General features: G+C 28.3%; 14 protein-coding genes. 9 read left to right on the forward strand and 5 right to left on the reverse strand.

Annotated features, from left to right (window positions below; translation table 11 throughout):
- Window positions 1-146: 146 nt before the first annotated feature.
- The gene (gene rny, locus O0R46_RS04190) at window positions 147-1694 is read left to right on the forward strand and encodes a ribonuclease Y (protein ID WP_269312331.1); all 1548 of its coding nucleotides are present in this window, start codon (window positions 147-149) and stop codon (window positions 1692-1694) included.
- Between the two features lie 176 nt (window positions 1695-1870).
- Window positions 1871-3658, forward strand: a complete 1788-nt coding sequence (locus tag O0R46_RS04195; protein ID WP_269312332.1) for a DEAD/DEAH box helicase — start codon at window positions 1871-1873, stop codon at window positions 3656-3658.
- 92 nt (window positions 3659-3750) lie between these two features.
- Here the strand turns inward: O0R46_RS04195 and O0R46_RS04200 are convergent, their stop codons facing one another.
- Window positions 3751-4560, reverse strand: a complete 810-nt coding sequence (locus O0R46_RS04200) for an undecaprenyl-diphosphate phosphatase (protein ID WP_269312333.1) — start codon at window positions 4558-4560, stop codon at window positions 3751-3753.
- Between the two features lie 210 nt (window positions 4561-4770).
- On the opposite strand from O0R46_RS04200, the gene O0R46_RS04205 reads away from it, so the two are divergent.
- On the forward strand, window positions 4771-5214 hold the full coding sequence (locus tag O0R46_RS04205) for a MarR family winged helix-turn-helix transcriptional regulator (protein WP_269312334.1): 444 nt from the start codon (window positions 4771-4773) through the stop codon (window positions 5212-5214).
- A 70-nt stretch (window positions 5215-5284) separates the two neighbouring features.
- On the opposite strand, the gene O0R46_RS04210 is transcribed toward O0R46_RS04205, so the two are convergent.
- Window positions 5285-6484, reverse strand: coding sequence for a pyridoxal phosphate-dependent aminotransferase (locus O0R46_RS04210; RefSeq protein WP_269312335.1), 1200 nt, complete (start codon window positions 6482-6484; stop codon window positions 5285-5287).
- Window positions 6485-6901: 417 nt separating this feature from the next.
- Here O0R46_RS04210 and O0R46_RS04215 point away from each other — a divergent pair, with 417 nt between their 5' ends.
- Together O0R46_RS04215 and O0R46_RS04220 are read left to right on the forward strand one after the other, a co-directional pair.
- Complete coding sequence (locus O0R46_RS04215; RefSeq protein ID WP_269312336.1) at window positions 6902-7867, forward strand: galactose-1-phosphate uridylyltransferase; 966 nt, start codon at window positions 6902-6904, stop codon at window positions 7865-7867.
- Window positions 7868-8035: 168 nt separating this feature from the next.
- A complete protein-coding gene (locus O0R46_RS04220) occupies window positions 8036-9937 on the forward strand; it encodes a type I glutamate--ammonia ligase (RefSeq protein ID WP_269312337.1) in 1902 nt (633 codons plus the stop codon).
- An 82-nt stretch (window positions 9938-10019) separates the two neighbouring features.
- On the opposite strand, the gene O0R46_RS04225 is transcribed toward O0R46_RS04220, so the two are convergent.
- Complete coding sequence (locus tag O0R46_RS04225) at window positions 10020-10844, reverse strand: pyridoxamine kinase (RefSeq protein ID WP_269312338.1); 825 nt, start codon at window positions 10842-10844, stop codon at window positions 10020-10022.
- Window positions 10845-11040: 196 nt separating this feature from the next.
- Between O0R46_RS04225 and O0R46_RS04230 the strand changes: the two genes are divergently transcribed.
- On the forward strand, window positions 11041-11241 hold the full coding sequence (locus O0R46_RS04230; RefSeq protein WP_269312339.1) for a cold-shock protein: 201 nt from the start codon (window positions 11041-11043) through the stop codon (window positions 11239-11241).
- A 112-nt stretch (window positions 11242-11353) separates the two neighbouring features.
- Here O0R46_RS04230 and O0R46_RS04235 read toward each other — a convergent pair whose 3' ends face one another.
- Entirely contained in the window at window positions 11354-12754 is a 1401-nt protein-coding gene (locus O0R46_RS04235) for a cation:dicarboxylate symporter family transporter (protein ID WP_269312340.1), read from the reverse strand.
- A gap of 246 nt (window positions 12755-13000) precedes the next feature.
- Between O0R46_RS04235 and O0R46_RS04240 the strand changes: the two genes are divergently transcribed.
- Window positions 13001-13423 (forward strand): CBS domain-containing protein, encoded by a 423-nt coding sequence (locus tag O0R46_RS04240; RefSeq protein ID WP_269312341.1) that lies wholly within the window; start codon window positions 13001-13003, stop codon window positions 13421-13423.
- A 108-nt stretch (window positions 13424-13531) separates the two neighbouring features.
- On the opposite strand, the gene O0R46_RS04245 is transcribed toward O0R46_RS04240, so the two are convergent.
- Complete coding sequence (locus tag O0R46_RS04245; RefSeq protein ID WP_269312342.1) at window positions 13532-13984, reverse strand: hypothetical protein; 453 nt, start codon at window positions 13982-13984, stop codon at window positions 13532-13534.
- Window positions 13985-14146: 162 nt separating this feature from the next.
- On the opposite strand from O0R46_RS04245, the gene O0R46_RS04250 reads away from it, so the two are divergent.
- Entirely contained in the window at window positions 14147-14572 is a 426-nt protein-coding gene (locus O0R46_RS04250) for a hypothetical protein (RefSeq protein ID WP_269312343.1), read from the forward strand.
- A gap of 75 nt (window positions 14573-14647) precedes the next feature.
- Entirely contained in the window at window positions 14648-15412 is a 765-nt protein-coding gene (locus O0R46_RS04255) for a peptidylprolyl isomerase (RefSeq protein WP_269312344.1), read from the forward strand.
- Window positions 15413-15489: the final 77 nt, after the last annotated feature.

Consider the following 15489-nt stretch of genomic DNA (forward strand, 5'->3'; position numbering starts at 1 on the left):
ATTGACATTATATATAAAAAAATATAAAATATAGATAGGTTACAAATCTAGTGGATTTACATATTTTTAAATTCAATATTTAAACTTATTCAAATTTTAGATTATATATAGAAAATTGAACCTTGAAAACAAAATATTTAAAGGAGGTGGACGTAATTATAGTACAGTATATAATTATTGCCGTAATTGCTGCTTTAGTTGGACTGTTAATTGGCTATCTTGTCAGAAAAAATATTTCTGAAGCTAAGGTTGGTCAGGCAGAAGTTCTTGCTAAAGAGATTGTAGAAAAAGCAAACAGAGATTCTGAAACTGTAAAAAAAGAAAAACTTCTTGAAGCAAAAGAAGAGATTCATAGATTACGTACTGAAGGCGAAAAAGAAAACAAAGAAAGAAGAAACGAAGTACAGAAATATGAAAAGAGAGTATTACAAAAAGAAGAAAGCATAGATAGAAAAATGCAATCTTTGGAACAAAAAGAAAGCAACCTAACTAAAAAACTTGAGAATGTTAACAAGAAAGAAGTTGAAGTTGAACAAATTATTGAACAACAGCATCAAAAACTTGAAAGCTTATCAGGTGTAACCAGTGAAGAAGCTAAAGAGATAATACTTTCCAACGCAGAAAGAGATGTAAGAAGAGAAATGTCCCTTATGATTAAAGAAAAAGAGCATAAGGCCAAGGAAGAAGCGGACAAAAGAGCGAGAGAAATAATAGGTTATGCTATACAGAAATGTTCAGCTGACCATGTTGCAGAGACAACAGTATCTGTTGTAAACCTTCCTAATGATGAAATGAAGGGTAGAATAATAGGTCGTGAGGGTAGAAATATCAGGACGCTTGAAACTCTTACTGGTATAGACTTAATAATAGATGACACACCAGAAGCAGTAATTCTATCTGGATTTGATCCAATTAGAAGAGAAGTTGCAAGAATAGCTCTTGAGAACTTGATTAGCGATGGTAGAATTCATCCAGCTAGAATTGAAGAGATGGTAGAAAAAGCTAAAAAAGAAGTTCAAAATATCATCAAAGAAGCTGGTGAGGAGGCTATGTTTGAAACAGGAGTTCACGGTCTACATCCAGAATTAGTTAAGTTACTTGGTAGATTAAAATACAGAACAAGTTATGGACAGAATGTACTAAAGCATTCAATTGAAGTATCTACATTAGCAGGTATAATGGCGGAAGAACTAGGTGCAGATCCAAAGCTAGCTAAAAGAGCTGGTTTAGTTCATGATATAGGTAAGGCTGTTGACCATGAAATTGAAGGTACACATATAGAAATAGGTATGGATTTACTAAAGAAATATAAGGAATCAAAGGATGTTATTCACGCAATGAGTACACATCATGGAGATTACGAACCACAAACTGTAGAAGCTGTTTTAGTAACTGCAGCAGATGCTGTATCAGCAGCTAGGCCAGGTGCTAGAAGAGAAACTTTAGAGTCATATATTAGACGACTTGAGAAGTTGGAAGAGATAACTAACTCATATGATGGTGTTGAGAAATCATTTGCAATTCAAGCAGGTAGAGAAGTAAGAATTATGGTTAAACCTGAAAAGGTAACTGATGAAGAAATGCACCTAATGGCTAGAGATATGACAAAGAGAATAGAAGAAGATCTTGATTATCCAGGGCAGATAAAGGTAAGTATAATCAGAGAAACTAGAGCCACAGATTATGCAAAATAAGATTAAAAAGAGGTATATTTATATACCTCTTTTTTTTTATAAAAAATAACATTTTAATATAGTATATTTACAGACGGGATAAATTAGTTAGATAAACTATCATTTTATATAAAATATTCAGAAATGATTAATTTTTCTTTTTATGGTATAATAGTGCTAGACAGGAGGGATGGCTATTGAAAAAATTCCTTGATATTCAATCAAATTTAGACGCATTAAAGCCTAAAAAATTTGAAGAAAGAATATACTCACACAAAAAAGATAATGAATTTGTAATTCCAAAAGTAATACCATTTAAAGGGATTAATACGGACATGCTATATATAAAGGATGGAAGGATTCTGTTCATAAAATATATGGATACGACAGAAGAACTATTTACTCTTTTAGATGAAGAATTATTAGAAATTATGAAAGAAGAGCATGACTTATTATTTGATAAAATGAAAAAAAATTTTCCGGAAATATCCTATAACTATGTCTTTGTGATGCCATTTATTGAAGAAATAGAATACAAATATGGAATGGATGATTTTATTGATAAGCATGTAATTATTGGAGATAAAGCAAATTCTATTTTAAAATCTACAGATATATTAGAAGACTATTTGAAAGATCAGGTAGATGAGATAATAAGAACAATATTTTTGCAAAAAATATGTTCTGAATACTTTACTATTACCGAGAAAATTAATACGAATAAAAATTTAAAGAAAATAAACTATTATAAAGATGATATGGAATACAAATTATCTATGATGGATGAAAATCAGATAGTAGATATATGTTCTACTAATTATGGCAATCATGCCATAATAGGAGGGGCTAATACTGGTAAGACTACATTAATGCTAGGTAGGATGATAAAATTAGCAAAAATTTATCCCCATCACAAGTTTTTATATTTAACATATACGAAACAGCAAGCCAATTACTGTAAAGATTTACTAGATTTGATGGATATAGATATTGATAATATTGAATTATTAACTTTTAGTTCATTTATATTTAAGCTTGCTAAAATCAATAATTTAGTTATTGATTATCAAAAGTTAAAAAATAATTATGATAAATCATTTGATAATTTGATGAAACAAGTAGATAATTCTGTAAAAAATAAAAGAATGTTCAAGGGAATATTTATTAGTGAGGCAGAGAATTTCAATGAGTCAGAACTAGTATTGATACATGAATTTTTGTATAGCACAAAAAATATATTTAATGTGTCATTATGCAAAGCTTATAATATAAATAATAACCTAAATATATATAAATGTAGAGCAAGAGCAATTGAATACGAAGATGAGACATTTTTAAATACTAATTATAGACAAAGTCAGGAGATTGTTGAATTTACAAATTCATTTTGTGACAAGGCAAATTCTTATATAGCCACTATGAGAACAAATCTTTCTAGCCAAGTTTTTGCGCATACAAATGCTCTTTTTAAAACTAATGATGATGTAAATATTATTAGAGTTGAAGATATAGATGACCAGATAAATGCAGCAATTTGGGAAGTGGAACATTTAGTGAATGATTTAGGTTATAAGTATAATGAAATAGCTATAATTTATCCATATAATAAGAAAAAATTAAAAAATGGTAAAATAATATATTTTCAGTACATGCTTAGAAAGACGCTAGAGGATCATAATATACAATATATATTCGCAGAAGATACTGTTACTAATCTCACACCTAAAATTGGTATTACTATATCAAATATATACACAGCAAAATCACTTTCATTTAAGGCTGTAATCGTATGTGAATTGGAAATGCTTTATAACCATAAAGTTGAAAAAAATGATCAAGATTACTTAGTAAATGATTTTGTAGGCGATTTAAATAAGGTATACACAGCATTGACTAGGGCGTATGAACATTTAAGTATAGTATTGTCATATGATCGTGAAAAGAGTGATATTATCAATATAATAGAGTCAAGTAAACAATCATAAATGAAAAATATACAAAGTAAATATAATAATTAAATACTATAGATAATATAAAAAAGCATGGTATTTATTACCATGCTTTTTTATATTTAAATTTATGCAAGTAGAGTAAAATATGCAAAAACTATTATACCTAAAATTATTCTATATATACCAAAAGCTTTAAAATCATGTTTCTTAATATATGCCATAAGGAACTTAATTACAACTATAGAAACTACAAATGCAGTAAGTGAACCGATTAACATAATAAACCATTCAAAACCTGTAAAAGCAAATCCGGCTTTTAATAGCTTTAGGGCACTAGCTCCAAACATAGTAGGTATAGCAAGGAAAAATGAAAATTCTGCGGCAATAAATCTTGATGTACCTATCAAAGTAGCACCTATAATAGTGGAGCCTGATCTTGAAGTACCTGGTACTAAGGCTAATACTTGAAACATACCAATCATAAAGGCTGTTTTATAAGATAGATCACTAAATTTTTTGATTTTAGGTTCTTTATCTCTACTTTCAAGCCATATCATTATTATACCGTAAACAACAAGTGCCATAGCAACGACTACTGGTTTAAAAAATATCTCATCAATTTTCTTTTCAAATAATATACCAATTATACCTGATGGTAAAACAGCAATTAAAACCTTAAACCATAAGTCCCAAGTCGCTTTTTTTTGTCTAGGGCTTTTTGATTTAGAAAATGGATTAAGTTTATTAAAGTATAGGATTAATACTGCTAATATTGAACCAAATTGTATTACAACTAAAAATGTATCTACAAACTTTTTTGAACCTGCAAGATGAAGGAATTGATCAAAGAGTATCATATGGCCAGTACTACTAATAGGTAGCCATTCAGTTATACCTTGGACAATTCCGAGAATTATCGCTTTTAAAATTTCCAAAGAAATTACCTCCTTAATTTAACTATATAATTTTCTCATTAAGTACCAATCTATAGTATCATAAATTATAGTTAAAATCAATAAAATATAAATCTTAATATATTTTTAATGTAAGTTTTACAAAAAGATACAAAAGTTTACGAAATCAATAAAAATATTGAATTTTCCAGCTGAATTATTTATACTATAAATAATAATAGGAGGTTAGATATGTATAAGAATGCTGAAACGACTATTTCATTTTTTGTAAAGACTATACCAAAGTTATATAATGAATATTACTTAGAATATGTAAAAGAATATGCAAAGACTAAAGAAATAAATAAGACTCAGTTAAGAGCTTTAACATTTGTGTATAATTACGGAGATGTTAGTATGACATTATTATGTAATATGCTTAATATAGAAAAAGGAAGTCTAACTACAACAATTGACAACTTGGAAAAAGACGGATATGTTACAAGAATAAAAGATATCAATGATAGAAGAAAGTATATAATAAAGCTGACTGATAAAGGTGGCAATATTGCTAAAGATTTTATGTATAATCTTAAGGAAAATCTAAAATCCAAAATAGATGGTATTTCTGAAGAAAGAAAAAGTAATTTAATTTTAGCAATGGAAAATATTATTAAAGAAGTAGAAAAAATTTAAATTAAATAGTCTAAAAAATAAAGCTGGTTAGGTGATAAAATCATTTAACCAGCTTTTTATTTAAATATATTTATTTATGACCAGCAGCTTTGTAAGCTTCAAGACCTAATTTCATGCATTGTGCAGCAGCCTTTAAGTCGTCACAGTTTAGTATATAAGCAAGTCTAACTTCGTCTTTACCTAAACCTGGAGTTCCATAGAAGTTTTCAGCTGGAGTAGCCATAGTAGTAGCTCCATTATGTCTAAATTCTTTTAACATAAATATTACAAAATCTTCAGCATTTTCAACTGGAAGCTTAACAACTACATAAAAAGCGCCTGTAGGCTTTTCGCAAACAACACCAGGAATTTTCATTATTTCTTCGTATAATGTATCTCTTCTCTTACAGTATTCTTTGTTTACTTCTTCAAGATATGATTTTGGAGTTTTATAAAGTTCAGCTGCTCCTACCATTTCTAGAGTTGGGACACAAAGTCTTCCCTGGCATAGTTTTAAAACTTGAGCTATAAATTCTTCATTCTTGCAAGCTAAAGAACCAATTCTAGCTCCGCAAGCTGAGTATCTCTTAGATACAGAATCAACTATTATAACTCTATCTTCTACATTTTTTAAGTTACCGAAGCTTGTATATTTTAAACCATCGTATACAAATTCTCTATAAACTTCGTCTGCAACTATCCATAAATCTTTTTCAATTGCTATTTCAGCTAACATTTGCATTTCTTCAAGTGTATAGATAGCACCAGTTGGATTTCCTGGGTTAGAAATAAGTATTGCTCTAGTCTTGTCATCAATGCATTTTAGGATTTCTTCTTTAGATGGAAGATGGAATCCGTTTTCTGCAGTTGTAGTAACTGGATTGATTTTTACATCTACACAAGTAGCGAAACCATTATAATTTGTATAGAATGGTTCAGGTATAAGGACATTGTCACCAGCACTACAAAGAGCCATCAATGTGAATAATAATGCTTCTGATCCACCATTAGTGATTAATAATTGATCTTTTGAAAATTCCATGTCATAAGTTTTGTAGTAGTCGATCATGGCATCTATTAATTCATCTGATCCCACTGAATCTGCGTATGCTAGTACATCTTCGTCAAATTCTCTTACAGCTTTCATAAAGCCTTCTGGAGTTTTGATGTCTGGTTGTCCGATGTTTAAGTGATAAACCTTAACACCATCTTTTTTTGCTGCAGTAGCATAAGGTACAAGCTTTCTTACTGGTGAAGCTTGCATTGCACTTACTCTGTTAGAAAATATCATAAATTACCTCCTAGTTTAACTAAAAAATATTTTTATTTTTTATAAAGAAAAATGATAGAAAAACTTATTTCTCTATAAGATAGAATATACCATAGATTACAAAAAAAATAAACGTTTTTCTTAAAATAAAATTTTGTAAATTTAAAATTACTATATAAAAAATTAACAAATGAGCATAATTAAAGAAATATACCTTAAATTAAAAAATTAACATAAAATTCAAACTGGGTTAATAAAATAAATGCAATATGTCTATTTAAAATAAATATTTAGTATAGGACTAAAGTGTGATCTAAAAGACTTACTATTGAATATAAATATTGAAAACTGGTATATTATGTATATAATATAAAGTAGAAAGAAAAACTCGTCTGTTCGGGAGAAAGGTATATTCAAAATGTTGAATAGAGGTATTTTATGAAAGATATTAGACGCGATACAATCACAGGAGGACTTGTAATTTATTCTAGTTCCAGAAAGCATAGACCTCATGACAAAGATAAAGAAAAAAAAATAAAGGAAGAAAAAGAAGATTCCCTATTTAAAGGAATTTATGATAAAGATTGTCCATTTTGCATGGGTAATGAGGGGCAAAATAACGAAAAAGATAGAATAGAAAGCAAAGGTGAATGGCATCTTAGATCTGTAGATAACAAATTTCCTATAATAGATAATACACAAAAAAATTTGTATGGAGTTCATGAAGTAATTATAGAATCTCCATATCATGATGCAAACTATTATAATATGAGAAAGTGTGATTTTAAAAATATTATATATATGTATATAAAAAGGTACAAAGACTTATCTAAAGAAAAGGGAATTAAGTATGTAAATATTTTTAAGAATTCTGGTTCTAGTGCAGGAGCTTCACTTGATCATACTCATTCGCAAATAATTTCCTTTAATATAATACCTAGTGAAGTACAAAAAGAACTAAATGTTGCTATAAAACATTACGATAATACTGGTGAAAATCTTTATGATAGTATAATCTTTTCAGAAGTATCCTATGAACATAGATTAGTATATAATGGTAAATATTTTTTGATGTATATACCATTCGCAAGCAGATATAGTGGCGAAACTAGAATTATACCAAAAAATGATGTGAGATTTGAAGATTGGAAAGAAGAACAAATAGAGGAGCTTTCTTATATATATGATAAATTTTTTGAAAAATGGGAAGAAAGTCAAGGAAAAATACCTTTTAATGTAATAGTACATACTAATCCAGTCAACGATGAAAGTCTAGAATATTATAGGACTCATATACATATAATTCCAAGAAAATTTAACTTTGGAGGCTTTGAACTTTCTACTGATTTGTATGTTTGCAGTATTGATCCAGAGGATTTAGCGTATGAATTAAGATTTAAGTAATAGATTAATTAATTTATTAAGGAAAATTATATATGAAAATACAAAAAAATACAAAAAATTAAGGTGATTTTTCTTGTAAAATAAAATCTAATGAGATATAATATATACATTAAAAAACGAATGATAATTTGTTATTTTAAATAATGATTCACTAAACAAGGGGGCAAAATGTCAAAACTATTATATAATATAAAAAAAGACGAACATTCAAGTGAGAGTCTAAAAGCAATATTAGAAGAAAACAAAAATATAAAATTTGTTTCTTTGATGGGTGTAGACCTTGGAGGAAATGCAACCGACGAAAAAATTCCAGTTAGTTTATTTCTAGATGATATAGATTCATTTTTAGAAGGATCAGTACAAACTGATGGATCTTCAGTTGAGCTATATAATATAGCAACTTTAAACAATGCTAAAGTTGATCTAAAGCCTGATGTTGAAAGAGTTTGGTATGTAGACTATAATCAAAATTTTATAGATGAAGAAACTAATAAGCCTGTTGGTACAGTTTTAATACCAGCCTTTTTAGTTCATGACGACAAAATAGTTTGCTCAAGAGGGACATTACTTAGATCAGAAGAGTACTTCAAGAAAACAATAATGAAAATTATAAAGGAAAATCCTGGTTTATTAGAAAATACGAACATAGATAGTCCAGATAGTATAAAAAGTATATCTTTGACAGCTGCCACTGAATTAGAATTCTGGGTAAATACACCAGAGGATAAGGCGGATCTTGAAAAATTATATGTTTCACAGAGTTTAAAAGAGCAGTATTGGAAGAGAACAAGAGGTATAATTAGAACTTGTCTTGAAAAATGCTTGATAGAACTTGAAAAATTTGGTATTGAGCCTGAAATGGCCCACAAAGAGGTAGGTGGAATTCATAGTTCAATTAGCAGTGAAGGAGCTACGAATCATGCCATGGAACAATTGGAAATTTCTTGGAAATTCAGTACTCCTTTACAGGCAGCGGATAATGAATTGATGGTAAGGGACTTAGTAGAAGATATATTTGAAAATCATGGTTTAGAAGTTAGTTTTAAAGCCAAACCAATACATGGAGTTGCTGGAAGTGGAGCGCATGTGCATGTAGGTATAGGAGCTATACTTAAAAATGGAAAGATGGTTAACTTGTTTGCACCTAAAGACTTACAAAAAGATTATCTGAGTCCGATTGGATATGGTGCTTTAATGGGATTGCTTAAAAATTATGAAGTATTAGGACCTTTAGCAGCAAATACTAATGATGCATTTAATAGATTAGTGCCAGGTTTTGAAGCTCCTGTTTGTACTGTGACATCATTAGGACATGATTATTTGTTGCCATCAAGAAACAGATCAGTCCTTGTAGGTTTAATAAGAGATGTTCACAATCCAAAGGCATTAAGATTTGAATTGAGATCTCCAAATCCACAGTCAAATAAGTATTTGACTATAGCGGGTTGTTATCAAACTATGCTTGATGGAATTAAAGCTGTTGCACAGAGTAAAGTATTTGACACAAAGGCTTTAGAAAAAGAATTGTCTAAAAAACCTGAAGATAAAGGTTTTTATTTAGAAGAGGGTAGAGCTTACAGAGATGAAAATAATGTTTTTGATTATTACACTTTAGAAGAAAGAAACAGATTGTTTGGTAAGCCACCAGAAACTGTATATGAAACTATGCAAAACTTAGAAAAATGTGTTGATAAAAGATCGGTCCTTACTCAAGGGAATGTATTTACTGAAGCTATAATAGAATCGTTTAAAATTGGTTCATTGGATAGATGGCAAAAAAAATTAAGTACAAGAATAATAGATAGAAATATTAGGTTGTTGAGATCATTTAAAAAGCTTCATACTACAGAAGAAATGGATGCTATAGATGAAGTGCTATGGGATGCAATAGAAAAATTAAAAAATGATTTGATGAAAAATACTCTAAAGAGAGCATCTTTGTATGGTAAAATTAAGGATGCATTTGAAGTTGGCAATTATGAGGAAGCTTCAAGACTTCAGCTAGAAGCTAAGAAAAAAATGGAAGAAATCCAGCAACTTTATGTAAACTATAGAAAAAATATATTCTAAGATTGCTTGTAATTAACGAGTTAATATTATAATAGGTTAGAATTACTTTACTAATTTAATAAGAGGTTCCATACGGAACCTCTTATATTTTTGTTAATTTATTTAAGAAATATTCAAATAATATACCATCATTCCTATCATAATTATTCATAGAAGATGTATATTTAACACTTTCATATATAAAATCAGTAGCTATTTTGACACTTTCATCTAATTTAAAATTTCTAGCAATTAATGCTGTAACTATAGATGTAAAAATATCACCAGTGCCACTAAAGGAAACTTCGTTAAATTCACTACCTATTTTTAAAAAATTTCCATTTGATGAATCATAGCAAATATTATTAATAGTATCATTTTCTACATATCCAGTGATTATTATATATTTTGGGCCTAATATTGATAATTCTTTACATAATTTTATCAGCTCAGAATCGTCGTAGGAAAAATCATCTATTTTTCTACCTAATAGTAAATTTGCTTCTGTAATATTTGGTGTTATTAAATCAGCCATTGAAATTAATTTTTTCATTTCATATACATCATCATTATCAAATATAGGGAAAAGTATTCCATTATCACCAAGAACTGGATCGACTATTACAAAAGAGTTAGGATTATTATTAATGAATGATTCTACTATTTTTATTTGCTTTGTAGAACCTAAAAATCCACTATAAATAACATCGAAATTTTGTCCTAATTCCTTCCATACACTAATATATTCAGGTATTTGATCAGTTAAATCTACAAACGAGAATTTTGGATATCCAGTCTGACTAGACAATACAGATGTTGGTAGAGGGCAACATTGACATTTTAAAGCCGAAATTATTGGCAAGGCAACAGTTAATGAACATTTACCTATACCTGATATATCATTTATACAAGCAATTTTTTTTTGCATTATAACCTCCAGGAAATCTATTTCTTTAAGAATCATATATACTATAACACAGTTAATGCATTTAAGCAAAATTTACACAAAATTTTTTATTATTTTATAATTTAATTGACTATTAGAAAAAATTATGTTAGTATTAAGAAAGTGACAGGTCGCAAAAAAATATATTGGCTTGTTTGTAATTTTAGGAGGATTTTTGATGAAAGTCGGAGTAGTAAAGTGGTTTAACAATGAAAAGGGATTTGGATTTATTTCAGTAGAAGGCGAAAATGATATATTTGTGCATTTTTCAGCTATCCAGGGAGACGGATATAAATCTCTTGAAGAAGGTCAGCAGGTAGAATTTGAAATCGTTGATGGTTCAAAAGGACCTCAGGCTGCAAATGTAACAAGAATATAATTATCATTTAATATAAATGTAGTTGTTTCAATGTTTACAGTGTTTCACAACTTAGTGGAAATAGTAAAAGCAAGGAGTTTAAGCTCCTTGCTTTTTTATATATTAAGTTTAATTAACTTATTTTGTTATTGAATTTATCCATATTCATAGTGGATTCTAATCTATCAACAACTACGGCTGATACCATAGACCCTGTTACATTCAGCATAGTTCTTCCCATATCAATCAACGGATCAATACCAAATACCAAGGCAACTTTATCAAAGTATTTGCCTAATCCAACCCCATTAAGAGTGACTGTTGCAGCAACTGTAGCTGTTCCGGGTACGCCTGCTATGCCAATTGAACCTAGTGTTACTACTATTACAACCAAGAAATAAAAAGATATATTCAAGTTTACACCAGCTGCACCTGCAACGATTACTGCAAGCATTGATGGGAATACTCCTGCACATCCATTCATTCCAACAGAAGTACCTACCGAAGCTACAAAGTTAGCTGTTTTTGATGATACACCCATTTTCGACTCTAGAGTTTCTATAGTAAAAGGCATTGTTCCCACACTAGATCTAGATGAAAAAGCAAATACCATAGTAGGATATGCTTTTTTGTAAAATATAAACGGATTAACGCCAGCCAATAATAAAATTGGTATATATATTACAAGCATTACTATTACGGCTGTATACAGAGCACCTATAAAAGTAGCCATAGATATTATAGATTCCAAACCATTTGAAATTATAGTTTTAGATACAAGTGCTATTACTGCATAAGGCATAAAATCAATTATAAAAAGTAGGGTTGTATTTATAACATCTTTAATTGAATGAAGAATTTCAACTAATTTTATCACACCCTCATTTTTTTGAGTAATTAAAAATCTTGTAGCTATTGCAAATAAAATAGCTATGATTACAGTAGAAATTATGGCACTATTTGAAGAAAAAGTAAGAGTTATATTGTTTGGAATTAAGTTTAAAGCAAAAGTAGGAAAATTTTGAGTTGTTAAGCCCTGAATTTTATCTGAAGTTTCCTTTTCTATAATACCAGCAAAACTAGAGTGACTTAGACCAAATAAGTTAGTGATTATTATACCCACCATAGCAGCAATAGAAGTGGTACCTAAAAGTAAAAATAATGTTTTTCTAGTAAAAGCACCTAATTTATTTCCCTTAAAATCAACTATTACAAAAAATATAGAAAAAAACACTACAGGTATAGCCATCATCTGAATTAAACTGACAAATGTTGATCCAAGAAGAGAATACCAAAGGCTTATTTCTTCTCTACCAATATTAATATAATTAGCGCTCTTAGCAAAAATAAGTTCAACGAATATACCAATTGACAAACCTAAAAACAAACTAATTAGCATTCTACTAGAGAAGTTCACTTTCTTCCTACCAGTCCAATACATTGCTAAAATTGCAATAATTAATAAAATAATTGATACAAATGTTGCTACATGACTCATTTTCAAGAATCCTGTAAAGAATTGATTGCTTATCATATAATACCCCCTTAAAAAATCTTATGAGAATACCCTCACAGAGTATAAGTATACCCTAAAAATTTGTAATAAAAACTAAATGTAAAATATAATTATAGATATATTATGAAAACTATTTTTAATAAATGACTTTAGAAAAGATATTTAAATGCATTTGCCTATTATTTAACAAAACTGTGTTTAAAGAAGGCTATTATGTGATATAATATGTATAAGTGGAAAAGTATTTGAATAAAGGGGAAAGATATGAATATATTATTTTTTATTACACCAAAATCTGATGTAGTAAGCGTCAAGGATACAGATAGTGTAATGCAGGTTTTAAAGATATTAAAAAAACATAAATATACTTCTGTGCCAATTATCAATGATGATGGTAATTATGTTGGTACAATAAAAGAAGGAGATCTATTGTGGTTCTTGGAGGCAAGACATGTAGATAATAACCTTTTAAATAATACTAACATTATGCAGGTACCAATGCGTTACAGGAATGAAACAGCGAAAATTGACACAAATGTAGAAGAATTATTCAATGTATTGATTCATCAAAATTTTGTTCCAGTGATTGATGATTCCAATATTTTTATAGGTATAATTAAAAGACGTGATGCGCTTCAATATGCTTATAATATAATAAGTAAAGAATTAAAAGAAGAAAATTTATAGAAAAAAGCTGTAGTTTTTAATAAAAACTACAGCTTTTTATTTATTTGTATTAAATTCATTATAATACGTTCTTCTAAGGAAGAATGTATATATCTTCAAGTATCTAAGTTATCTTTTAATTAATACAGCGATTTTAGCTTCTGGATTATATGAAATCTGAACTAATGCATTTTTCTTAACTCTCAACAAGTCTTCACCACCATATTTAATATCTAACTTAAGTGGTTTCTTACCTTGTTTAATCAAGGCTTGATATTCATTATTAGATTTCTTATCAACACTTATAAGTGTTCCAACATATGGTTGGAAATTTTGTAATTTCTTTCCTTCATTTCTCAAGAAGAAGTAAGCAGCTATTGCTATTACTATATCAGCAATAAATGTTGCCCACCAAGGGAATCTAAAGAAAATACCTACTATTAATAATACTATCATTGCGACGATAAAAATTAATGCTTTTTTAAGCAATAACTTTGAAATAAGTTCATTAGCTTTTTTTTCAGGTCCAGTCATTGTTTTTTGTCTTGCATATTGACTAGCAAATTTATCTCTTAAGCTCATTATAATGCCTCCATTCTTTTACTATTAAAATACCTTACTATTTTATCACAAATATTGTGAAAATAAAAGTCAGAAATACTATATTATACTTAATAAATAATAATCATATGTTATAATAATACTATAAAAAATTAAAATTTTAGGATTGAGTGGGTATATTTTATGTTTAGAGTAGAAAAAAATAAAATATTAGAGTTTTACTTTAGGATAATAACAGTTCTTTTTTGGCCTTTATACTGGTATAAATGGACTTTGATTACTACAGCAAATTATAATCAAATTCTATTTGATATATATTTTTCATTGGCTTGTCCTTTTATTTTCTTACTTTTTATAGATATGATAATATATAAATCAAATAAGAAATACTTTTTCCTATTTAAATTAATATCGGTAGCAACCTACATAGTCTCTTTGTATAATTTTATGATATACCCTGCAGAGATAAGTTTGTTATATGCAAAAATTATTACATGTATTTTACTTATGCATATTTCTATAAAATTAAAGAAAATAGAGAAGAATGATATAGGAATAGTAGGTATATTTACTTCAGCTCTTATACTTACTTTTACATATTTTTATTAATATAGCAAAACTTGATAATTTAAATAAAGAATGTTATTATAACAGTGTAATAAATAAATTTTCGGAGGAATAAATATGACAGAAATGAATTATTTAGCAAAAATAGGAGATAAGGAAATCACAGCTCAGGATGTAGAGTTTGCAATAAATAGTTTGGATCCATACCAGAAGCAACAATTTGCAAACGAAGAAGGTAGAAAGAGAATACTAGATGACTTAATAAATCAGGAATTATTCTATCTTGATGCTAAAGAAAATAAATTAGATGAAGAAGAAAATTTTAAGAAAGAAATGGAATTAGTAAAAATCAATATGATTAAGCAGTATGCAATCAATAAGGTACTAGCTGGAATAACTATTACAGAAGATGAAAAGAAGAAATACTATGAAGAAAATCAGGATCAATTTAAGAAAGAAGAAACAGTACATGCAAAACATATACTAGTTGATGATGAATCTAAGGCAAAAGAAATTGCTGAAAAAATAAATAATAATGAAATATCATTTGAAGATGCAGCGAAAAAATATTCAAGTTGCCCATCAAACATGAATGGTGGAGATCTTGGAGAATTTTCTAAGGGACAAATGGTACCAGAATTTGAAAAAGCAGCATTTGAACAAAAGGTTGGAGAAGTTTCTGAACCAGTTAAGACACAATTTGGTTACCACTTAATAAAGGTAGAAAACCATTCTAAAGCTAGTCAGCTAAATTATGATGAAGTTCAAAAAGATATAAACGATGCACTTTCTTATAATAAGCAGAATGAAGCATTTATGTCTAAATTAAATGAATTAACTGAAAAGTATAAAGATATATTAGTGATAAACAAAGGTGAATAATTTTTATACCAAAAAATACAAGTACTTAAGTACTTGTATTTTTTGGTATAAAAATAAATTAAGTCTAAAAGTTTTAT

The sequence above is a fragment of the Peptostreptococcus equinus genome (assembly GCF_027125355.1).
Lineage (GTDB): Bacteria > Bacillota > Clostridia > Peptostreptococcales > Peptostreptococcaceae > Peptostreptococcus > Peptostreptococcus equinus.